This window comes from Methylobacterium sp. FW306-05-D (assembly GCF_058782155.1).
Genome location: NZ_JBYSXL010000059.1, coordinates 1 through 20,787 on the forward strand (window position 1 = coordinate 1; position 20,787 = coordinate 20,787).

At 69.7% G+C, this 20,787-nt stretch carries 16 protein-coding genes and 1 pseudogene; 11 read left to right on the forward strand and 6 right to left on the reverse strand.

Annotated elements, in window-relative coordinates:
- Window positions 1-19: 19 nt before the first annotated feature.
- Both AC3WLN_RS17840 and AC3WLN_RS17845 read right to left on the reverse strand, forming a co-directional pair.
- Window positions 20-253, reverse strand: a complete 234-nt coding sequence (locus AC3WLN_RS17840; protein ID WP_492483475.1) for a CsbD family protein — start codon at window positions 251-253, stop codon at window positions 20-22.
- A gap of 133 nt (window positions 254-386) precedes the next feature.
- Window positions 387-1,844 carry a helix-turn-helix transcriptional regulator gene (locus AC3WLN_RS17845; RefSeq protein ID WP_492483477.1) on the reverse strand — a complete coding sequence of 486 codons (1,458 nt, stop codon included), beginning with the start codon at window positions 1,842-1,844 and terminating at the stop codon, window positions 387-389.
- 254 nt (window positions 1,845-2,098) lie between these two features.
- On the opposite strand from AC3WLN_RS17845, the gene AC3WLN_RS17850 reads away from it, so the two are divergent.
- The 8 genes and pseudogenes from AC3WLN_RS17850 to AC3WLN_RS17885 all read left to right on the forward strand — a co-directional run bounded on the left by AC3WLN_RS17850 (window position 2,099) and on the right by AC3WLN_RS17885 (window position 5,945).
- Window positions 2,099-2,725, forward strand: coding sequence for a sigma-70 family RNA polymerase sigma factor (locus AC3WLN_RS17850; protein WP_492483479.1), 627 nt, complete (start codon window positions 2,099-2,101; stop codon window positions 2,723-2,725).
- A 9-nt stretch (window positions 2,726-2,734) separates the two neighbouring features.
- Window positions 2,735-2,941: a hypothetical protein gene (locus tag AC3WLN_RS17855; protein WP_492483518.1), complete on the forward strand. Its 207-nt coding sequence runs from the start codon at window positions 2,735-2,737 to the stop codon at window positions 2,939-2,941.
- A 77-nt stretch (window positions 2,942-3,018) separates the two neighbouring features.
- Window positions 3,019-3,513: pseudogene (locus tag AC3WLN_RS17860) on the forward strand (aquaporin); the annotation flags it as partial.
- Between the two features lie 369 nt (window positions 3,514-3,882).
- On the forward strand, window positions 3,883-4,086 hold the full coding sequence (locus AC3WLN_RS17865) for a hypothetical protein (RefSeq protein WP_492483481.1): 204 nt from the start codon (window positions 3,883-3,885) through the stop codon (window positions 4,084-4,086).
- Window positions 4,087-4,169: 83 nt separating this feature from the next.
- Window positions 4,170-4,322 carry a hypothetical protein gene (locus AC3WLN_RS17870; protein ID WP_492483483.1) on the forward strand — a complete coding sequence of 51 codons (153 nt, stop codon included), beginning with the start codon at window positions 4,170-4,172 and terminating at the stop codon, window positions 4,320-4,322.
- Between the two features lie 33 nt (window positions 4,323-4,355).
- On the forward strand, window positions 4,356-4,718 hold the full coding sequence (locus AC3WLN_RS17875; RefSeq protein ID WP_492483485.1) for a hypothetical protein: 363 nt from the start codon (window positions 4,356-4,358) through the stop codon (window positions 4,716-4,718).
- A 164-nt stretch (window positions 4,719-4,882) separates the two neighbouring features.
- Window positions 4,883-5,182 (forward strand): GCG_CRPN prefix-to-repeats domain-containing protein, encoded by a 300-nt coding sequence (locus tag AC3WLN_RS17880; RefSeq protein ID WP_492483487.1) that lies wholly within the window; start codon window positions 4,883-4,885, stop codon window positions 5,180-5,182.
- A 127-nt stretch (window positions 5,183-5,309) separates the two neighbouring features.
- Window positions 5,310-5,945: an NAD(P)-dependent oxidoreductase gene (locus tag AC3WLN_RS17885; protein ID WP_492483489.1), complete on the forward strand. Its 636-nt coding sequence runs from the start codon at window positions 5,310-5,312 to the stop codon at window positions 5,943-5,945.
- A gap of 22 nt (window positions 5,946-5,967) precedes the next feature.
- Here AC3WLN_RS17885 and AC3WLN_RS17890 read toward each other — a convergent pair whose 3' ends face one another.
- Both AC3WLN_RS17890 and AC3WLN_RS17895 read right to left on the reverse strand, forming a co-directional pair.
- Complete coding sequence (locus AC3WLN_RS17890) at window positions 5,968-6,474, reverse strand: ureidoglycolate lyase (RefSeq protein ID WP_492483490.1); 507 nt, start codon at window positions 6,472-6,474, stop codon at window positions 5,968-5,970.
- Window positions 6,471-7,301 (reverse strand): bifunctional allantoicase/(S)-ureidoglycine aminohydrolase, encoded by an 831-nt coding sequence (locus AC3WLN_RS17895; protein WP_492483492.1) that lies wholly within the window; start codon window positions 7,299-7,301, stop codon window positions 6,471-6,473. The genes AC3WLN_RS17890 and AC3WLN_RS17895 overlap by 4 nt, the downstream gene beginning before the upstream one ends.
- Window positions 7,302-7,939: 638 nt before the next feature.
- On the opposite strand from AC3WLN_RS17895, the gene AC3WLN_RS17900 reads away from it, so the two are divergent.
- The gene (locus AC3WLN_RS17900; protein ID WP_492483494.1) at window positions 7,940-16,345 is read left to right on the forward strand and encodes an ExeM/NucH family extracellular endonuclease; all 8,406 of its coding nucleotides are present in this window, start codon (window positions 7,940-7,942) and stop codon (window positions 16,343-16,345) included.
- Between the two features lie 296 nt (window positions 16,346-16,641).
- A complete protein-coding gene (locus AC3WLN_RS17905) occupies window positions 16,642-17,040 on the forward strand; it encodes an exopolysaccharide production protein YjbE (RefSeq protein ID WP_492483496.1) in 399 nt (132 codons plus the stop codon).
- 110 nt (window positions 17,041-17,150) lie between these two features.
- On the opposite strand, the gene AC3WLN_RS17910 is transcribed toward AC3WLN_RS17905, so the two are convergent.
- On the reverse strand, window positions 17,151-17,906 hold the full coding sequence (locus tag AC3WLN_RS17910) for a helix-turn-helix domain-containing protein (RefSeq protein ID WP_492483498.1): 756 nt from the start codon (window positions 17,904-17,906) through the stop codon (window positions 17,151-17,153).
- 137 nt (window positions 17,907-18,043) lie between these two features.
- On the opposite strand from AC3WLN_RS17910, the gene AC3WLN_RS17915 reads away from it, so the two are divergent.
- A complete protein-coding gene (locus tag AC3WLN_RS17915; protein WP_492483500.1) occupies window positions 18,044-19,240 on the forward strand; it encodes an MFS transporter in 1,197 nt (398 codons plus the stop codon).
- Between the two features lie 184 nt (window positions 19,241-19,424).
- On the opposite strand, the gene AC3WLN_RS17920 is transcribed toward AC3WLN_RS17915, so the two are convergent.
- Complete coding sequence (locus AC3WLN_RS17920) at window positions 19,425-20,564, reverse strand: diguanylate cyclase (RefSeq protein WP_492483502.1); 1,140 nt, start codon at window positions 20,562-20,564, stop codon at window positions 19,425-19,427.
- Between the last annotated feature and the right edge of the window lie 223 nt (window positions 20,565-20,787).

The following is a 20,787-nucleotide window of genomic DNA, read 5'->3' on the forward strand; positions in this document are numbered from 1 at the left end:
GGTCGGGCGAGGCCCGCCGCTAGCGACCGGCCGGCCGGGTCGCCGGCTTGTCGGCCCCGCCCGGCCTGTCCGCCCCGGGCCTGCGGGCCTCGGGCTCGCCTTGTCCCTCCGGAAAGCCATCCCCCTCAGGGGAGCCTTGCGCCTCGCTGCGGCCCTCGGCCTCGACCGACCCGTCGCCGATCAGCTTGCCGATGGCTTCCTTGACCGAGCCCTTCACGGCAGCGGCGGAGGCGGGCGGCTTCGTCGCGGTCATGGCAGGACTCCGGGAGACGGGCGAGGGTTCGGCGGCACCGCCGCGCGGCACCCATGGCTGGGTGCATGGCTGTTGAGATGGGTCCGCGATCCGCCCCATCAATGATGCAGACGTACCAGTAGACCGTGTTTTCTTACCCGGATGGGGCGGTCGGAAAGCCGTTGTTGCGGCCCCAGACGATCGCCTCCGAGCGCTTGTGGACGTCCAGTTTGCGGTAGAGTGCGGCCGCATGATTGCGGACCGTGTTCTTGGACAGACCCAGGCGCCGGGCGATCACCTCGTCGGAGAGGCCGGCGCAGATCAGGTCGAGGATCTGGCGCTCGCGCACCGTCATGTTGGGCGAGACCGCATCCTGATGGCCGGCGCCCGGCTGGCGCAGATGCGCCAGCTTCTCGATCAGTCCGCGGCTGAACCAGGAGGTGTCGGCCATCACCGCCTCGATGGCCTCGAACAGCTCGCGCTCGGTGCGCTTGCGCTCGGTGATGTCCTGCAGGACGAGGAGCGCGAAGGATTCCGCGCCGATCTCCACCCGCTCGGCCGAGACCAGGCAGTCGAGATTGGCCCCGTCCTCGTGGCGCAGGCAGACCTCCAGGCCCAGGACGTAGCCGGTGCGGGCGAGCGCGGTCTCGAACCGGTCGCGCTGGGGCGGTGAGACCCACAGATCGAGATCGGCCAGCGTGCGTCCGGTCACCGTCTCGGCACCGAAGCCGAAGACGCGGGAGAAAGCCTCGTTCACCCCGGTGATCGCCAGTCCCTCGGCACGGGCCAGCAGGGTGGGCACGGGGGTGAGCCGGAACGCCTTGGCGAAGCGCTCCTCGCTCTGGCGCAGGGCCGTCTCGGCCTTCCGACGCAGTTCCAGATCGGCGAAGGTGAAGAGCATGCAGGGCTCGTCGCCGAGTTCCATCGGCTGACCGGCCACGATGACGAAGCGCGTGCTGCCGTCGGGCAGATCGAGGCAGGCCTCCATCTGCGGGATGGTGCCCCCGCTGTTGAGGCGGGCGATCGCCAGGTCCCGGTTGCGGGCATTGGCCAGGACGTCGACCTCGTAGACGCTGCGGCCCATGACGGCGTCGCGGGTGTAGCCGGTCATCTCCAGGAAGCCGAGATTGACCTTGACGAAGCGCAGATCCGCGAGCCGGCAGATCAGGGCCGGCGCCGGGTTGGCATTGAAGGTGGCCTCGAAGCGCGCCTCGGCCTCGAACTGGTCCGAGACGTCCTTGAGGATGAGGGCGAGGCAGCTCGGCTGGCCGTCGCGGTCGGTGGCGACGAGACTGCGCAGGGAATGGACGAAGTCGGCGTCTGGCCGGTCGGTCCGCGTCACCTCGACGATGACGTCGTGGAAGCTCTCGCCGGCCACCACGCGCTCGATCGGGTAATGGTTGGGGGCGTGGTTGTTGCGGTAGCGCAGGGAGAAGCGCGCCCGGTAGGCGTCCACCGTCCCGCCCAGCTCCTCCAGGGTCTCGGCCCCGTGCATCTCCAGCGCCGCCGCATTGGCATAGGCGATGGTCTGGTCCGGCTCGACCAGGATCACGCCCTCGCTCAAGCCCGCAACGATCTGTCGGAGTTCATGCCTGTCGACGCCGAGTGTCACCGGGGCTCCCATCGCGCATTGCGCTGTTCGCGAAGTCCAGCTCGTAACAAGTCCGTGGAAGGCCGGTTCCGGGTTCAACAAGCGATTGTCTGGTATATCTGGATCATTGACGTGAATGTGATTGCCCAATCACAAGCCTCCGGCAGCCGCCACTCCTTATGAGGCTGGCAAATCATCGTCTGTTCGAGACAAGAGGGCGATCATCCGTGCAGCCAGACGTCACAGTGCTCCGGTCCTCTTCGGAGGGCGAAGGATTGCCGCGGCATATCCAGGATTTGATCGGCCGACGACTGAACGAGATTTTTCCCTTTCCGGACGGCATCGAGGAGGATTCGAAGCTCGGTCGGGTTCTGGTTCGGCTCGGCGACGCGGTCTCGGCGGCGCAAGCCGATGGGCAGGTGCCCGATACGTTCCGGGTCGACCTAGTCGCTGCCGTCCCGCGTCTGCGCCGCTACGCCTTCTCCCAGTGCCGGAACGCGGCCGAGGCGGACGATCTGGTCCAGACCACCCTGATGCGGGCCTGGGAGAACCGGTCGCGGTTCGAGCCGAGGAGCCGGCTGATCGCCTGGCTGTTCACGATCCTGCGTCATACCTTCATCAATCAGCGCAAACGGCTGCGCCGCGAGGTCGAGGATGTCGATGGTGCCTTCGCCGCTACCCTGCGCCTCGAGCCCGAGCAGGAGCACCGCGTCGGCCTCGTCCAACTCCAGGCGGCCCTGAACGGCCTGACTGCCGAGCACCGCGAGACCCTGCTCCTCGTGATGGTGGACGGCCTGCTCTACGACGAGGCCGCTGCCGTGCTGGGCTGCCAGACCGGCACCGTGAAGAGCCGTGTCAGCCGGGCCCGCGAGCGCCTGGTCAAGGCGATGGGCGCGGCATGAGTCCGCCGGATGCATCCGCGCCGCCCTTCGACCCCGGCCCCGTGGGTCCGAGCGGCCATCGACAGCTACCTGCACCAGCGCGCGCCCGACCAGCGCGAGGCGTTCTGGAAGGCTGTCGCCCTCGGCTATGGCGGGATCTCGACGAACCCGTCCACGCCACTCCGAGGGGCGTCCCCTGCCCCCGGCGACGCGTCCCCCGCCTCCGGGCAGACCTGAGGCCCCGAGCCCGGTTCGCCGCCGAGGCGCGCGGATATCGGACCTCGCTCAGGGACCTCGCTGCATATGCCGATCTCGCCGTGACCCTCGGGCTGTGGTCCGCGGGCCGGTGCGCGAACCATCACGTGGTCCCCTACGTCGTCGCCCAGATCCTCGGTGCGACCCTCGGCGCGGCCATCCTCTACCTCATCGCTTCGGGCAAGGCCGGCTGGCAGCCCGGCGCCTTCGCGGCCAACGGGTACGGGACCCTCAGCCCCGGCAGCGACGCCCTGCCGGCCTGCCTGCTGGCGGAGGTTCTGACGACGTTCTGCTTCCTGATGATCATCATTGGGACGACCTCGAAGGGCGCGGCGGTGGGGTTCGCCGGCATCCCCATCGGCTTCGCGCTCGTCCTGATCCACCTAATCCTGATCCCGATCCCGATCCCGATCACCAACACCTCGGTCAACCCGGCCCGCAGCACCGGCTCGGCCCTGTTCGCGGGCAGCGCGCATGTGGGGCAGCTCTGGCTGTTCTGGCTCGCGCCGATGATCGGCGCGGTCATCGCGGGCCGCCTCGCCCGCTGGCTCTAAGAGCCGGAGGTCCTCGAGACGCGCGCCTCCTGATCGATGCGGATTCCCTCCGGGGCTTCCTGGCCCCCGAAAACGACAAGCAAAGGCGACCGCTTCTACCAGGAAAAAATTGAATGACATGATGCATCTGCATCATTGAGCCCGGCATCGCCGCACATATCTCGACGCCAGTGCCGGCCAACGGCAGGACTGCTTCGCAGTCGAAACCGCTTCAGAGTTATGCCGGACCTCGTAAGTCCCCCCGATCAGGTCCGGCATGGCCGCAGGGCCGGGCGTCGTGCCGCTCCGGGCACAGGCCCGGCCCCAAGGTCACCCCCCCCTTTTCGAGAGCATCGCGCGGAAACCGCGACAGCAGTGGAGGAGCGTCGAATGGCCTATCCCGGTATGCCCGGGCCCGTCCCGGGCGGCACGCCGTCCGAGCTGCCGCCGCGACCCTATCCGGGCGAGCGCCCGCTCGGGTCCGACGAGCCCTCCGCCCCTTTCGAGGAACTGCCGGGCGAAATCCCGGACGAGCCCGGCATCGGCCCTGATCTCGGTCCCGGGGCACCGGTCGATCCCGGAGCCCGTTCCTGACCCCCGGCCGACCCACCCTGCCGTCCATCCCGGACCTTCGGGCCTACGGCGAGGGCGTCGTCCGCGAAGCCGTCGAATCCGGGATGGCGCGCGCGGAACTCGCCGCCCTCCTCGACGGACGCCCCGTCACCGAGGTGGTTCCGCCGCAGGCCGGCGAGACGGCCGCAGATTATGCGGTTCGGGCGACCGGTGAACTGATGGTCCGCTACCTCGCCGGGGACGCGGACGAGCACTGACCGCCGCCGAGACGGCCCTACAGAGAGGAGAACATGAGACCCTTTTCACGATGGCTCGCGACGGTCCTGTCCGTCGTGGGCGTCTCGGCGGCCCAAGCCGCCACGCGCTTCGACGGAAACTGGTCCGTGACCGCGACCGTCGACGACGGTCGCTGCACGGGACCCTACCGGTATCCCATCGTCATCCGTAACGGCGTCGTCGATGACGCGGGCGGCAGCGGTGTCGATGCCTCCGGGCGAGCGGGATCGGACGGCCGCATCGTCGGCACCATCCGCAGCGGCCTGGCGAACGTGGCCGTCGAAGGCCTGCTGCGGGCCTCGGACGGGTCCGGGCTCTGGACCCTGACCGGGCCGGTGAGCTGTTCCGGGCGCTGGACCTCGCGCAGGACCAGTTGAGCGCGCAGCCATGAAGATCTTGTCTGTTGTCGATTTCGATCGGGTAGCTGAGTATCCTTCAAAACCCGGTGATTGAAACACTTTGTTACAAAATCCAGCCTATAGACCCGCAACCATTCCGATGAGTCTGGTGTTCATGGGTCATCGCAACAGAGGAGATGCGAATGCGACTGAACCTTGCTGGCGCAGCCGTCCTTGCGTTGGGTACCCTTGCTGCCACCGCTGGTGCCGCCGAGGCTCGTGACGGGTGCGGACCCGGGTGGCATCGCGGCTATTACGGATATTGCCGCCCGAACGTCGTCTACCGCCCCATCGTGGCCCGTCCGATCGTGTACGGCTACCCTCGCGTCGGCTGGTACGGCCCCCGCTGGCATCGCTGGGGTGGCTACCGCCACGTCGGCTATCATCGCCCCTGGGGCTGGCATGGCGGCTATCGCCACGTGGGCTGGCACCACCGCTGGTAAGGCGGTCCGGGTCTGAAGCCTGGGCGCCTGGTCTCGACCGGGCGCCCTTCCCGAATCGGAGATCGCCCTCCGAATGGTCCTGGGGCGCGGCTCCGTCCGCCGACCGCGTCACACCCTGGAATCCGGTATGGCCCATATCCTCGTCATCGGTGCCAGCCGAGGCATCGGCCTGCAGACCGTGAAGGCGGCCTTGGCCGCCCGGCACCAGGTGCGGGCCTTCGCGCGCTCCGCCGCGGAGATCCCGGTTTCGGATCCGAACCTGGAACGGTTCGCCGGCGATGCGACTCGTTCCGCGGACGTCCTCTCCGCTCTCGAGGGCATCGACGTCGTGGTTCAGGCTCTCGGCGTTGCGACGCGCGCCCTTCTCGGCCCGGTGACGCTGTTCTCGGAGGCCACCAACGTGCTCGTACCCGCGATGGAGAGGGCCGGCATCCGCCGCCTGCTCGCGGTCACGGGCTTCGGCGCCGGCGACAGCCGTGACGCCATGGGCGTCCTCCAGCGCATTCCGTTCCGCCTGGTCTTCGGCCGGGCCTATGACGACAAGGATGCCCAGGAAATCCGCATCCGCCGAAGCGATCTCGACTGGACGCTCGTCCGACCCGGGATCCTGACTTCCGGCGCCGCGACCGGGCGCTACGAAATCCTCAGTACGCCATCGTCCTGGCGCAACGGCCTCATCTCCCGGGCCGATGTCGCTCACTTCCTGGTCGCGGAGATCGAACGCTCGTTCTCTGTCGGGAAGGCGGTCGTGCTGGTCGGGTGACGGACCGGGCGGGAGCCGCTCGTCAGCGACGCGCCGGCCCATGGATCTCCCAGGGCGCTTCGAACACGTATTCCTCCAGGTTCGTACCGGGACCGCCGCGGTCGACCACGAGGAAGTCCTGGGGGGCGCCGAACGGTGTCAGAACGCCGTGCCAGGTGCCGAGGGCGTAGCAGACGCCCTGCCCCGGAGCGGTGACGAAGGCGCGCGGCCGGCCGGGTCGGCCGCCTTCGTCGGGGCAGACCACCACGAGGAAGGGGGCGGCGTTCAGAGGCAGGAAGGCCTGCGCCCCCAGCGGATGGCGCTCGACGAGGCTGACGGGGAGGGGCAGCGCGTAGGGCTCGGCCTCGACATAGCCGATCACTACGTGCCCGTCCTCGCCCGCCACCCGCACTTGCGCGAGGTCGTGGAAACGGCGCGCCTTGCCGGCATTCATCGGGCGCGGCGCGACGGCGGCCCTGTCGATCACCGTGCCGAAGGGGGCGAAGGCCTCGGCCGTCAGCGGCTCGGCGACGATCCGGCGGTCGCTCATCGGAACGGGGCCAGCGGGGCGTGCCGGTTGACGTCCTTGTAGAGCAGGTAGCGGAAGGGGCCGGGGCCGCCGGCGTAGCAGGCCTGCGGGCAGTAGGCGCGTAGCCACATGAAGTCGCCGGCCTCCACCTCGACCCAGTCGCGGTTGAGCCGGTAGACCGCCTTGCCCTCCAGCACGAACAGCCCGTGCTCCATCACATGCGTCTCCTCGAAGGGGATCGAGGCGCCCGGGCGCATGGAGACGATGTTGACGTGCATGTCGTGGCGCACGTCGTCGGAGGCGACGAAGCGGGTGGTGGCCCAGGCCCCGTCGGTGCCGGGCATCGGCGCCGGGGTGACGGCGGATTCATGCGTGACGAAGGCCGGTGGAACCTCGATGCCCGGCACCCGCATGTAGGCCTTGCGGATCCAATGGAGCCGGGCGGGTCCGGCCCCGTCGTTGCGCAGGCTCCAGGTGGCGCCGGGCGGCAGGTAGGCGTAGCTGCCGGGTGTCAGGGCGTGGGTCCGGCCGTCGAGGACGAGGCGGGCCTGCCCCTCCACCACGAACAGGACCCCCTCGGCCTCCGGGTCCGGCTCGGGCCGCTCGCTGCCTCCGCCGGGGGCGATCGCCACGAGGTACTGCGCGAAGGTCTCGGAGAAGCCCGAGAGCGGGCGGGCCAGCATCCAGGCCTGTGTGCCTTCCCAGAACGGCAGCACGGAGGTGACGATGTCGCTCATCACGCCCTTCGGGATGACGGCATAGGCCTCGGTGAAGACGGCCCGGCCCGTCATCAGCGCGGTCTGAGGCGGCAGGCCGCCGCATGGGGGGTTGTAGGACGATGCGGTCATTCGAGGGCTCCCGGGTCGGGCCGATGTGGCGAACTTCGCCGCAGCGCGTCAAGGCGCCGGCGGATGGGACGCGTCTCGGCGGTGCTCGTCGCGCGCGATGCCGCCCGAAGCGGCGCCGTGGCGAACGCCCAGAATCCGTGTGTCCCGGCTTCATCGGATGCGCCTCGCATCCCGCGGCCATCGCTGATGTGGCGGGCCGCCCGCTGTGGCGCGAACACCCGCGGTGTGGTGCCGGGATCGTGGCCGCCCCCGAATCCTCACCCCCGACCGCAGCCTGACCGCGAGGCGGGCCCGTCAGCCTCCGCGTCCACCCTCGTCGGTACAGTCCCCAGCGCATACAAAAATACGTCGATCGTGGCGGATTAAAATCTGAGAGCAAGTCCAATCCCGGGACGGAGAATACTTTGCCGCGACCTGATCGTTCTGCAAGTCGATCGGCGAGCTTGTTTTCATCGATCTGTCATCCGGCGGATCTATTCGCTGCCCGTGCCTGATCTGTCCTGACGCGGCAGGGCGGCCTGCCTTCCGATGCTGTGAGACCAGCGGGACGGCGGATCGCACCCTGTACCGCCGAATGGCCGTGCAGGTCCGCGAACCGGGCGTCGGTCGCCGACGCGTCCCCTCCGCAGAGTATCCGCATGAACACGACGCCGCACGTCCTCGCGAACGGTTCCCTGCTCCAGGACTGGACGGATACCGGCGCGATCACGACGAACGACGACTGGACCCGGGTGCCAGCCATCGTCGGGTACCTGGGCCAGGATCTGACCACCGGCACGGGCGCCGATCCGCAGGTCGTGACCGGCGATTCGGCGCTGCCGAACGACGTGGACGTGGTCGCCAACCAGACCAATCCCGGCACGCTGGGCTCCGGCGGCGTCGCCGAGTTCGCGCTCCCCGACCCGACCGTCGCCCTGCAGGGCTCGGGCACGGCGGATGCGCCGAATCTCGTCATCTCCCTCGATGCCACCGGGCGCCGGAACGTGACGGTGGCCTTCAACGCCCGCGACATCGACGATTCGGCCGACAACGCCGTGCAGCCCATCGCCGTCCAGTATCGGACCGACATCGGGGCCTGGAAGAACCTGCCAGCCGGGTTCGTGGCCGATGCCGCCACCCAGGGCAGCGCCTCGCAGGTGACCCCCGTCAGCCTCACCCTGCCGGCCGACGCCGATGGCGCGGCAAGTCTCCAGGTCCGCATCCTCACCACCAACGCCGTCGGCAACGACGAGTGGATCGGGATCGACGACATCGCGGTGTCGAGCCTGAGCGCGGCCGTCAGCCTGCCGGCCCTGTCGATCGCCGATGCGCAGGTGATCGAGGGCCAGGCGGGCACGGCCAGCCTGACCTTCACGGTTTCGCTCGACGCCCCCGCCCCGGCCGGCGGCGTGACCTTCGACCTCGCCACCGCCGACGGCACCGCCCAGGCCGGCTCCGACTACGTCGCCAGGGCCCTGACCGGACAGACCATCGCGGCCGGTGCCACGTCCGCCACGATCACCGTGCCGGTGATCGGAGACCGGTTCTTCGAGGCCGGCGAGACCTTCGCGCTGCGGGTGACCAACGTCGTCGGCGCCGCCGTCGCCGACGGCGCGGCGGTCGGGACCATCGTCAACGACGACGCCGCCACCGTGATCAACGGCGTCGCGGTGTTCGATGCGGCGGCCTCGCTCCAGGGCTTCCAGGGGGCGACCGCGACGACTCCCCCCTCCCCCATCGGCGCCCTTCAGCTCGTGCGCCTGGGCAGCTACGCCACCACCAACGACCCGGCCACCGCCGCCGCGGCCAATGCCGAGGTGGTGGCCTATGACCGCACCACCGGCAGCCTCTATATCCAGAACACCAACGAGAACCGGATCGAGATCGTCGCCCTCGGCGCCGACGGCACCCTGGCGAAGTCCGGCGAGATCCGGCTCGCCGGCCTCGACCAGTACGGTTCGGTGAATTCGGTGGCGGTCTCCAACGGCGTCGTCGCGGTGGCGTACGCCAACGTCTCCGGCGACCAGCCCGGCCGCGTCGCCCTGTTCGACCGGGCCGGTACCCTGCTGAAGTCTGTGACGGTCGGCGTCGGGCCCGATCAGATCGTCTTCACCGGCGACGGTACGAAGCTCCTCGTCGCCAACGAGGGCGAGCAGTTCACGGGCGCCATCAACCCCGTCGGCAGCGTCTCGATCCTCAATCTCTCCGGCGGCGCGGCCAATGCCGGCGTCAGCGCCACCGTGGGCTTCGAGGCCCTCGACGGCAGCGAGGCGGTCCTGCGCGCCAAGGGGCTCGCGATCACCCCGGGCAAGAGTGCGGCCGCCGACATCGAGCCCGAATACATCGCCCTCTCCCCCGACAACCGCTTCGCCTACGTGACCCTGCAGGAGGTCAACGGGATCGCGGTGATCGACCTGGCCAATCCCGGCACCGCCCCGATCGCGATCCAGCCGCTCGGCTCCGTTAACCATTCGCTGTCCGGCAACGAGTTCGACGCCTCCGACCGCGACGGCGTGGGCGGCACGGCCTCGATCCGCATCGCCAACACGCCCGCCGCCGCGCCGATCTACGGCCTGCTCCAGCCCGACGCCGCGGCGAGCTTCGCCGTGAACGGCGTGACCTACGTCGTCACCGCCAACGAGGGCGACCAGCGCGTCATCGGCGGCGCCGACGATTTGGCGGACGTGGCCCGCCTCTCCAGCATCGCCAACAGCCGCCTCACCCCGGCGCTGCAGGTGCTGAAAGCCGACCCGGCCTATGCCCGCCTCAACGTCCTGCTGCGCACGGGCGACACCGACAACGACGGCGTGATCGACCAGCTCAACACCCTCGGCGGCCGCAGCATCTCGATCTTCCGTCAGGAGGCCGACGGCGGGCTGACCAAGGTGCGCGAGACCGGTGGCGAGTTCGAGAAGATCTTCGCGAACCTCGACCCGCAGCGCTTCAACAACGACCAGGTCGTGGCCAACACGCCCGACGACCGCTCCGACAACAAGGGCCCCGAGCCCGAGGGCGTCACCATCGGCACCGTCAACGGCCGCACCTACGCCTTCGTCGGCCTGGAGCGCCAGAGCGGCGTGATCGTCTACGACGTCACCACCCCCGAGACGGCTTCCTATGTTTCGTACGTGCCACCCCTGGCGGGCGTCTCGGCCGATCTCGGTCCGGAGGTGCTGACCTTCATCGCCGCCGACCGCAACCCCACCGGCACGCCGCTCCTCGTCACCGCCAACGAGGCCGGCGGAGGGGCCACCCTCTACGCCGCCCTGACCCAGGGCTTTACCCAGACCCTCGCCTTCCAGCCGGGCTCCCTCGCCCTGGCCAAGGCCGAGGGCGATGCCGGCACCACCACCTTCGCCTTCACGGTGGAGCGCACGGGCGGCACGCTGGGCAGCCTCGCCTTCACGGCGGAACTCACCGGTGCGGGGGCGGATGGCGCGGATTTCGCCGGCGGTCCCACCCTGCCGGCGACCATCGCCGGCACCATCCCGGCGGGCGCGGCCTCGGCCGTCGTCACCGTCACGGTCCAGGGCGATGCGCTGCCCGAGGCCGCCGAGGGCTTCACCGTCACGCTCAAGAGCGCCAGCGCCGGTCAGAGCGGCGTGACGGCGGCGCTCGCCGGGAGCGGAACGGTGGCCACCGGCACCCTCCTCAACGACGACGTCACCCTGATCTCCGCCATCCAGGGCGCCGGGACCGCGAGCCCCCTCGCCGGCCGCACCGTCACGGTGGAGGCCATCGTCGTCGGCGACTTCCAGACCGGCGACGGCGACGCCAAGCGCAACCTCGGCGGGTTCTACCTGCAGGAGGAAGCCACGGACGCGGACGGCAGCCCGCTGACCTCCGAGGGGGTGTTCGTTTACGAGGGCGCGGGCAACCTGCTGAAGGACCTGCAGGAGGGCGACCGCGTCCGGGTCACCGGGACCGTCGGCGAGTTCGGCGGCGAAACCCAGATCATGGTCACCGACGCCAGGCAGATCCAGGTCGTCCAGGCCGGAGCGATCTCGGTCGCCGCCCTGAAGGCCGCCGCGACGGTGGTCGACCTGCCCGCCGCCGCCACGATCGGCGCCGGCACCACGGCGCAACCCGACCTTGAGCGCTACGAGGGCATGCTCGTCCGGTTCGGTCAGGCGCTGACCATCACCGAGCAGTTCAACCTCGACCGCTTCAACGAGATCCGCCTCGCGGCCGGCGGGCGCCCGGAGACCTTCACCAACGAATTCGAGCCGAACGCCGCTGCCTACGCGGCGTATCTCGCGCAGGTCGCGTCCCGCTCGATCACCTACGACGACGGGCTCAACGTCCAGAATCAGCCGGTCGATCGCCTCGACGGGTTCGGCCCAGCCTATGCCACCGCCACCGCCCCCCGGATGGGTGACACGGTGACGAGCCTCACGGGCGTGCTCGGCTACGGCCCCGCCAATGCCTACCGGGTCCGCGCGATCGACGACGGCGACAACAGCTTCGCCAGGACCAATGCGCGTCCGGCCGCCCCCGACGATGTCGGCGGCAGCCTGAAGGTCGGCAGCCTCAACGTGCTGAACTACTTTCGCACCCTCGACAGCGACGGCTCCGCCACGGGCGTGAAGACCGCCATCGGCCTCGACCCGCGCGGCGCCAACACTGCCGCCGAGTTCGACCGCCAGACAGCCAAGCTCGTCGCCACGGTGATCGCCTCCGGGGCCGACGTGTTCGGCCTCACCGAACTGGAGAACCAGTTCCAGCCCGGCAATCCCGGCAACGCGCTGGAATACCTCGTCGGGCAGCTCAATGCCCGCGCGGGCGCCGGCACCTACGATTGGGTCCGGCCGGGTGCCCAGCTCGACAAGGGCCAGTTCCTCGGCGGCGACGCCATCGCGGTGGGCTTCGTCTACAAGCCGAGCAAGGTCTCGCTGGCGCCGAACACCACCCTCGAGAAGCTCGACGATACGGACGTCCAGGCCTTCGATCCCGCCCTGCTCCAGCAGAGCACGATCGGCCATATCTTCAACGGCGCCAACACCAGCCGCGCCGCCCTGGCGGTGACCTTCCGCGAGACCGCCACCGGCGAGGACTTCACGGCGGTCATCAATCACCTGAAGTCGAAGAGCGGCGCCGGCACCGGAGCCGATTCCGACCAGGGCGACGGCCAGGGCGGCTGGCAGCAGCAGCGCGAACTCGCCGCCACGGCCCTCACGAAATGGCTCGCCCTCAAGCCGACGGGAACGCCGGACGGCGATGTCGTGCTGCTCGGCGACTTCAACGCCTACATCAAGGAAGACGCCCTCGACATCCTCAAGGTCGGCGGCTTCACCAACCTCGCCGAGGACCGCCTCGCCGACCCCTATTCCTACGTCTTCGACGGGGCCTACGGCGCCCTCGACCACGCGTTGGCCAATGCCAGCCTGAACCGCCAGGTCACCGGCGTCACCGAGTGGCACATCAACGCCGACGAGGCGGACGCCATCGACTACAACCTCGATTTCGGCCGCTCCGCCAGCTATTTCGACGGGCTCGTCCCCGCCCGCGAATCCGACCACGATCCGATCCTGGTCGGCCTCAAGCTCGACCAGACCGCGCCGCGCCTCGTCTCCGCGACGCCGGCGGACGATGCCCTCAAGGTCGCGGTGGGCGCCAACATCGTCCTGACGCTCAGCGAGGCGGTGAAGGCCGGCACCGGCACGATCACGATCACCGACGGGTCCGGCGACACCCGCGCCATCGCGGTCGGCGACACCTCCCAGGTCTCGATCAGCGGCGCCACGGTGACGATCGACCCGGGCGCCGATCTCAAGGCCGGCACCGCCTACGACGTGATCGTCCCGGCGGGCGCCCTCCTCGATACCGCCGGCAACGCCTTCGCCGGCATCCCCCAGGACCAACTCGACTTCACGACGGAGACCCCGCCGGCCATGACCTACACGCTCCAGATCCTGCACGCCTCCGACTGGGAGGCCGGCCTCCTCGCCACGCAGCGCGCGGCGAACTTCGCCGCCATCGTCGACAAGCTCGAGGATGCGACCCCGAACTCGATCACTCTCTCCACCGGGGACGGCTGGATCCCCGGCCCGTTCTTCATCGCGGGGGCCGATCCGCAACTCGCCGCGACCTATAACGGCGTCTACAACCAGCTCTACGGTCTCACGGGCTCGGCCGCCTACACCAAGCTCGCGGCCTCCGTCGGCCGGGCCGACGTCACGATTCAGAACATCATCGGCGTCCAGGCGGCGGTGTTCGGCAACCACGAATTCGATTCCGGCCCCACGGAAGTCGCCAACATCATCGGCGCCAATCTCGGCTCGATGCCGGGTAACGCCGACGACACCTGGGTCGGCGCCCAGTTCCCCTACCTCTCCGCCAACCTCACCTTCTCGCGGGAGGCGGCGCTCTCCGGCCTCGTCAACCCGAACGTCTCCAACGCCACCTTCGCCCAGACCGGGCCGACCTCGACCCAGACCGGCACCGGCGCGGACAAGATCGCCAAGTCCACCATCCTCGTGGAGAACGGCGAGAAGATCGCCTTCGTGGGCGCCACCACCCAGCTGGAGCCCCTGCTGACGACGCTGGGCAACGTCACGCTGGACGGCTTCACCGGCCGGGACGACATCGCCCTGCTGGCACGCCAGATCAACGCCGAGGTCGACCGGGTGCTCGCGGCCAATCCGGACGTGAACAAGGTCATCGTCGGCACCCACCTGCAGCAGCTCGCCAACGAGCAGGCCCTGGCGCCGCTTCTGCGCAACGTCGACGTGCTCATCGGCGGCGGCTCGCACACCCTGCTGGCGGATGGCGACGACCGGCTGCTTCCCGGCGACACGGCCGCCGGCGGCTATCCGCAATTCTTCACCAATGCCAGCGGCCAGACCCTCGCCCTGGTGAACACCGCCTCCGAGTATTCCTACGTGGGCCGTCTCACCGTCACCTTCGACGAGCAGGGCAACATCATTCGGAACTCGGTGAACACGGCCACCAGCGGCGCCGTGGCGGTGGACGACGCCAGCGTGGCCGTGCTCTACGGCTCGACGGCCGCCGCCTTCACCCCCGGAGCCAAGGGCTTCCTCGTCCGCGAGGTGATCGAGGGTCTCGACGCCGACAACGACGGCGTCCAGGAGACGGCCGGCATCGCCGACGTGATCCGCCAGCAGGACGGCAACATCCTCGGCCGCACCAGCGTCTACCTGGAGGGCCGGCGCGGCGAGGTCCGCACCGAGGAGACCAATCTCGGCGACCTCTCGTCGGACGCGAATCTCTGGTATGCTAAGCAGTTCGATGCCGGCGTCACGGTCTCGATCAAGAACGGCGGCGGCATCCGCGACTCGATCGGCTCCTTCTCGACCACGGGCGGGACCACCGCGGAACTGCCCCCGGCGGCCAATCCCTCGGCCGGCAAGCAGGCCGGCGACATCTCGCAGCTCGACGTCACCAACTCACTGCGCTTCAACAACAACCTCGCGATCACCACCGTCACGGCCGCCGAGCTCGAACGCATCCTCGAGCATGGCGTCGCCGCGGTGGCGCCGGGGGCGACCCCGGGCCAGTTCGCCCAGGTCGGTGGGATCTCCTACAGCTTCGACGCGACGAAACAGGCCCAGACCCTCGACACGAACGGCAACGTCACCCGCGAGGGCCAGCGCATCGTCAACGCGGCGATCATCGATGCCGACGGCCGCGTCCTCGACACATTGGTTCAGAACGGCCAGATCGTGGGCGATGCGGGGCGCGCCATCAAGGTCGTGACCCTCGACTTCCTCGCCACCGGAACCGCCTCGGCGCCGGGTCTCGGCGGCGACAATTATCCCTTCCCGGCCTATGGCGAGAACAAGATCGCTCTGCGCGACGCCACCCCAATCTCCCTGCCCGATACCGAGACCTTCGCGGTCAAGGGCTCCGAGCAGGACGCCCTCGCCGAGTACCTGAAGGCGTTCCATGCCGTCACACCCTACGGCACCGCCGATACCGGACCGGCCGGTGACCCGCGCATCCAGAACCTCGCTGCCCGCGCCGACACCGTATTCCAGCGGGGACTCGCCAAGAACGGCACGGAGGGCTCGGACACCCTCCAGGGCACGCCCTTCAGCGACGTGCTGGCCGGCGGTGCCGGGGACGACATCATCGTCAACAGCCTCGGCGACGACATCCTGACCGGCGGCGGCATCGCCGGCGCGGTCGGCAACGACGCCCTGATCTTCCAGTCCCGCCTCGCCGACGCGCAGGTGACGCAGGACGGCAACCTCACCATCGTCACCGGACCGGAGGGCCGCGACACGATCGGGGGCTTCGAGCGCATCCTGTTCTCGGACACCACCATCGTCCTCAACGACGCCAACCCGCTGGTGAACGACCTGTACTACCTCGCCCGGTACAAGGATGTGCTGGCCTCGGGCCTGGACGCCGACGATCACTATGCCCAGTTCGGCGCTCGGGAAGGCCGCGACCCGAACGCGTTCTTCTCGACCAAGGGCTATCTCGCCGCCAACCCGGATGTCGCCGCCTCCGGAGCCAATCCGCTGACGCAGTACGCGCTCACCGGCTGGAAGGAGGGCCGCGATCCCGGTGCCGCCTTCGACAACGAGTTCTATCTCGCCCGCAATCCCGACGTGAAGGCCGCCGGGGCCAACCCGCTGGCGCACTACCTCGAGTTCGGCCAGTCGGAGGGGCGGTCGACCTTCGCGGCGGTGGGCCGGCCCATCGACATCAAGGGCGGCTTCGACGCGGCGTACTACCTGCTCGCCAACGCGGACGTGGCCGCGGCCGCCTCGCGGGCGGGGGGCGACACCTTCGCCTTCGCCCGCCAGCACTTCGACGCCCTGGGCTGGAAGGAGGGCCGCGACCCCAACGCGATCTTCGACACCAAGGGCTACCTGGCGGCCTATGCCGACGTCGCCCAGGCCGGCATGAACCCGCTCAACCACTACGAGACCTTCGGTATCCGGGAAGGGCGTGATCCGGCGGCCGACTTCGACACCAAGGCCTACCTGAAGGCCAACCCGGACGTGGCCCAGGCCGGCTACGATCCGATGCAGCATTACCTGCAGTTCGGCCTCGTGGAGAACCGCCCCGTCCTCAACGACGGCATCTTCGGCTGATCCCGGACGTTCTGCCGAACCCAAGCCCTGTCGCGGCGGGTCCAGGCCTCGACCGCGACAGGGCTGCAGGGACCCGGGTCTCGGGATCCGGTGTTTTCGAAGCGAGATCGCGCAGTGACGGCAAACCGACCGGCGAGAGCGGTTCGTCTTCGCAGGGCAGCCCGGCCGGTGGGACATTCCGGCCGATCGGTTGGCGATATCTCGGCAAATCCGGTTGCCGAACCATCCAAAGGGGTGGGAACCGAATTTCCAGAGCAGAATTATACTTCCCGATATCATCTCTGGAGGAACGCCAAGTGAAACTCTCGACGATTGCCGGCGCTGCCGCCATTTTCGCGCTCACGGCTGGGACTGCCCTCGCCGCCCCCTGCAACACGGGCTCGACGAAGGGCAACAGCCCCGGGCAGCAGGCTTCGAACGACAAGAGTTCCGCGGTCGATCAGGGCAGCAAGAACCTCGCCGGCGGCCAGCAGCCCGCCTCGCCCGGAACGGTGGGCGCGATGAACAACGTGGGTGCCAACCAGATGGTCGGCGACAAGCCCGGTTCGGACGCCAAGAACGATCAGGGCGGCGGGGTCGGAACGTCCAGCAAGAACCTCGCGGGCGGCCAGCAGCCCGCCTCCCCCGGGACCGTGGGTGCCATGAACAATGCCGGCGCCAACCAGGATCTCGGCAAGAAGGGTGACGATTGCTGATCGCCTGACTTCGACGGAACTGTCAGGAAACCCGCCCGGCGCTGCCGGGCGGGTTTTTCGTTGCCATCGCCTGCCGACCTCGGACGCATCGTCCACGGCAGACGGCCTCGTCAGACTTCCCGCACGCCGCCGACCAAGGCCTCGGTCCTGCCGCGCAAGGCCTGGAGGCTTCGGTACCCCACGGAGGCCGCGACCTGACGCGGGGTTCGGCCATCCGCGGTGAGCGCCAGGGCGCGCACGACGCGGGCCCGTGCCCGCCACTGGCCGAAGGTGAGACCCGTTTCCCGCCGAAAGCCCCGCGTCAGCGTCCGGCGGCTCAGACCGCCCCGCTCGGCCCAGGCGTCGAGGTCGAACGCCCGGGCGGGATCGTCGATCAAGCCGAGGCAGACCCGGCGGAGGCGGGGGTCGCGCGGCAGGGGAAGGGTCAGGCGCGTCTCGGCGGCGCGCCCGATCTCATCGAGGATGAGCGCCGCCAGGTGGCCGCCGCGGCCGGCCTCGTCATAGAGAACGGGCTCGTGCGTCAGGGCGGCCAGCGCCGCAGCGAGCAGGGCCGAGACCTCGATCACCCGGGCCCGAGGGGGAAAGCCCGCGATCGCCTCCACGGCGAGGTAGGCCGAGCACATCGCCGCATGTCCGTGCATGACGACCGCGTGCGGCAGGCCCGGCGGGATCCATAGGGCATGGCCCTCCGGCACGACCCAGGTCCCGTCCTCGGCGGTCGCCATCATCAGCCCTGCGGTGGCGTAGAGCAGCTGCGCCCGCGGATGGTGATGCCGGTCCGTGCTGCTGCCGGCCGCGAAGGTCTTGGGCATCACCGCGACGGCCCGTGGGACATCTTGGTAGTCCTCGGCGCGGATCGAACGCATGGCCCCTCCCCTGGCCCGATTGCGTACATCTTCGGCCCGACACCATTCAACGGGTCAGGTAGACGGGAGACAAGCCCCCCAGAGGGCGGCCGGGGCGGGAATCCGAGCAGGAGCCCGCCAGAGGAGATCCCCGACCGATGGACGCCGAGACCCTGTCCCGCCGCACCCTGCGCTTCGTCAACGTGGCACACGCGCTCGATCACTTCGTCCTGCTGATCTACCCCACGGCCGTGATCGCGATCGCGGCCCAGACCGGCCTCGGCTACGGCGAACTGATCAGGCTCGCCACCGGCGCCTTCGTGGCCTTCGGCCTCTGCGCCCTGCCGATGGGCTGGCTCGCCGACCGGTTCGGGCGCCGGACCCTGCTGGCGGTGTTCTTCCTCGGCTACGGCCTGTCCTGCCTCGGGGTGGCGAGCGCGCGCAGCCCGACGGCGTTCATGGTGTGGCTCTGCGTGCTCGGGCTCGCCTCCGCGATCTACCATCCCGTCGGTTCGACCATGCTGGTGACCCATGCGCACCGCCTCGGGCGCGATCTCGGCGTGAACGGCGTCTGGGGGAATCTCGGCGCCGCCACCGCCTCGGGCGTGACGGCGCTCCTCGCCACCGCGTTCGGGTGGCAGGCGGCCTTCATCGTGCCGGGCCTGTTCTGCCTCGCCTGCGGCGCGGCGTTCCTGGCCCTCGTACCCGGCGACGGCGCCGGATCGCAGGGCAAGGCGGGAGCCAAGCCCATCGTCCCAGTGGCACGCCCGATTCCCCTGCTCGTGGTCTTCGCCGTCGCGATCGTAGCGGGCGGGATGACCTTCAACATCACCACGATCGCCCTGCCCAAGGTGGTGGACGAGCGTGTCGGCGACGGCCTGCCCCTCCTGCTGATCGGCTCGGTGGCCACCCTCGTCTTCGTCTTCGGAGCCCTGACGCAGCTGCTGATGGGCCGCCTCATCGACCGCTTCAGCCTGCCGGCGCTCTTCCTCGGCCTGTCCGCCCTCCAACCGCTCGGCCTCGCCCTCGCGGCGCTGAGCACCGGCGTCCCCCTCCTCGCCGGACTGGTGCTGACCATGGCGGCGCTCTACGGGCAGGTCGTCATCAACGACGCGATGGTGGCCCGCTACGTGCCGCCGCTCTACCGTGCCAGGGCCTACAGTGTGCGCTACTTCCTCGGCTTCACCGTCAGCGGATTCGTGGTGCCGATCATCGGCCTGCTGCACGACCGCGGCGGCTTCGGCGTCGTGCTCGGGACCGCCGCGGCCTTCGGCGCCGTGATCTTCGCCGCCGCCCTCGCCTTCTTCGCGCTCACGCGGCCGGCGGCCTCCCGCGCGATCGCCGCGGCGGAATAGGAGGGACGGCGGCCTCGGACCCGGCGGCGGGTCGCCCCATTGGGTTCGGGCCGGTCGGTCGATGCGGTTTGCCTCCGCTCGGCCGGAGGCCCCGGCGGGCCTGATCCCGGGACCGCCCCGGATCTCGGTCGCGCTTCCAGGCCGCCTGCGTGTGTGGAAGGCTCCCGCTGTCGCCCGGTGCGGCTCAGGCCGCCGCGCGGACCGACGCGAGGGCGCTCCGGCTCTTCCCCAGGGCCTTGGCGGCATAGAGGGCTTCGTCGGCGGCGGAGAGCAGGCCCGCCAGATCGGTGCCATGCTCGGGAGCCAGGGCGATGCCGATGCTGACGCCCACCGTCACCGTCCGGTCGGACTCCAGGGTGAAGGGGACGGAGATCCCGGCGACGATCCGCTCGCTGAAGGCGAGCAGCGCCGTGGGGGCCAGCACGTCGGTGAGGACGACGAACTCGTCGCCTCCGATGCGCGCGACCGCATCCTGCGGCCTCGCGCTCTTCCGAAGGCGCTCCGCGACCGCCTGGAGCAACTGGTCGCCCGTGCCGTGGCCGTGGGTGTCGTTGATGGCCTTGAAGCCATCGAGGTCGAGATACAGGAGGGCGGCGAGCCCGTCGCGCCGTGCGATGATCGCTTCCGCGAGGCCGGCCCGGTTCAGCAGGCCGGTCAGGCTGTCGTGCTGGGCCCGGAACGCCTGGTCGCGCTCGGCCTGCATGGTGGCGACCAGCATCCGGTTCAGACGGAATCCGGCCGCGCTCATGCTGGCGAGGTAGAACGGGATCTGCAGGAAGGTGATGAAGAGGAGCGGCTCGCCCGTGAAGGGCGCGGCGAGACAGCAGGAGCCGAGCGTCAGGACGATCATCGCGCCCGCCAGCCGCGGCGCTCCGAAGTTCCGGAACGAGATGCCCCCGACCATCGCCGCTGCGGAGAGGCACGCCAGGGTCGCGACGACCCAATCCCCGCTGACGAGGCTGATGAAGGTTCCGTAGCCGACGCTCGCGGCCCAGGCGAGGCCGAGCAGGATGTAGAGGTCCGTGGGCGTCCTGCGGCCGGCGACGGCAGCCCGCTGCGCGACCATGAGCACCAGGAGACGGGCGAGGCAGATACCGAACTCGAGGACGCACCAGATCAGGAACTGCGGCTGTGGATTCCGGCAGGCGACGAGCGTCGAGACCGAGAGGGTGTTCAGGACGCCGCCGGCGAAGATTGGAAGCGTACCGAACAGGCTCCCGATCAGGGCGGTGCGGATCTCCTCCGGTACGTCGCGGCCCGCATCGGTCAGCCACCGGGTCACGCCCCAGCGGGGAAGACTGTACAGCCGTGGATCATTCCGCATCGAATTACCTGGAACCCGCGAAGGATGCCCCTCGGAGCGCGTGACGATCCCGGAGGGTGCCCTGCGCTCGCTGCCCCACTTCCGATGACCCGAACTGGGTTAACATTCTCACCCCGGGGTGGCGCCATCCGCCCCCGATACAGTGCTCATGCGTGCCGCCGGGTTCTCAGGACGGCTGCGCCGAAAGCCGCATCCAGCCCGCCGTTTCCCATAATCCGCTCTG

Excerpts from the sequence above, each read along its gene's own strand:
- AC3WLN_RS17840 (WP_492483475.1), bottom strand. The coding sequence starts at position 253 with ATGACCGCGACGAAGCCGCCCGCCTCCGCCGCTGCCGTGAAGGGCTCG.
- AC3WLN_RS17855 (WP_492483518.1), top strand. The coding sequence starts at position 2,735 with ATGCATCCGCGCCGCCCTTCGACCCCGGCCCCGTGGGTCCGAGCGGCC.
- AC3WLN_RS17865 (WP_492483481.1), top strand. The coding sequence starts at position 3,883 with ATGGCCTATCCCGGTATGCCCGGGCCCGTCCCGGGCGGCACGCCGTCC.
- AC3WLN_RS17870 (WP_492483483.1), top strand. The coding sequence starts at position 4,170 with ATGGCGCGCGCGGAACTCGCCGCCCTCCTCGACGGACGCCCCGTCACC.
- AC3WLN_RS17875 (WP_492483485.1), top strand. The coding sequence starts at position 4,356 with ATGAGACCCTTTTCACGATGGCTCGCGACGGTCCTGTCCGTCGTGGGC.
- AC3WLN_RS17880 (WP_492483487.1), top strand. The coding sequence starts at position 4,883 with ATGCGACTGAACCTTGCTGGCGCAGCCGTCCTTGCGTTGGGTACCCTT.
- AC3WLN_RS17885 (WP_492483489.1), top strand. The coding sequence starts at position 5,310 with ATGGCCCATATCCTCGTCATCGGTGCCAGCCGAGGCATCGGCCTGCAG.
- AC3WLN_RS17890 (WP_492483490.1), bottom strand. The coding sequence starts at position 6,474 with ATGAGCGACCGCCGGATCGTCGCCGAGCCGCTGACGGCCGAGGCCTTC.
- AC3WLN_RS17895 (WP_492483492.1), bottom strand. The coding sequence starts at position 7,301 with ATGACCGCATCGTCCTACAACCCCCCATGCGGCGGCCTGCCGCCTCAG.
- AC3WLN_RS17900 (WP_492483494.1), top strand. The coding sequence starts at position 7,940 with ATGAACACGACGCCGCACGTCCTCGCGAACGGTTCCCTGCTCCAGGAC.
- AC3WLN_RS17910 (WP_492483498.1), bottom strand. The coding sequence starts at position 17,906 with ATGCGTTCGATCCGCGCCGAGGACTACCAAGATGTCCCACGGGCCGTC.
- AC3WLN_RS17915 (WP_492483500.1), top strand. The coding sequence starts at position 18,044 with ATGGACGCCGAGACCCTGTCCCGCCGCACCCTGCGCTTCGTCAACGTG.
- AC3WLN_RS17920 (WP_492483502.1), bottom strand. The coding sequence starts at position 20,564 with ATGCGGAATGATCCACGGCTGTACAGTCTTCCCCGCTGGGGCGTGACC.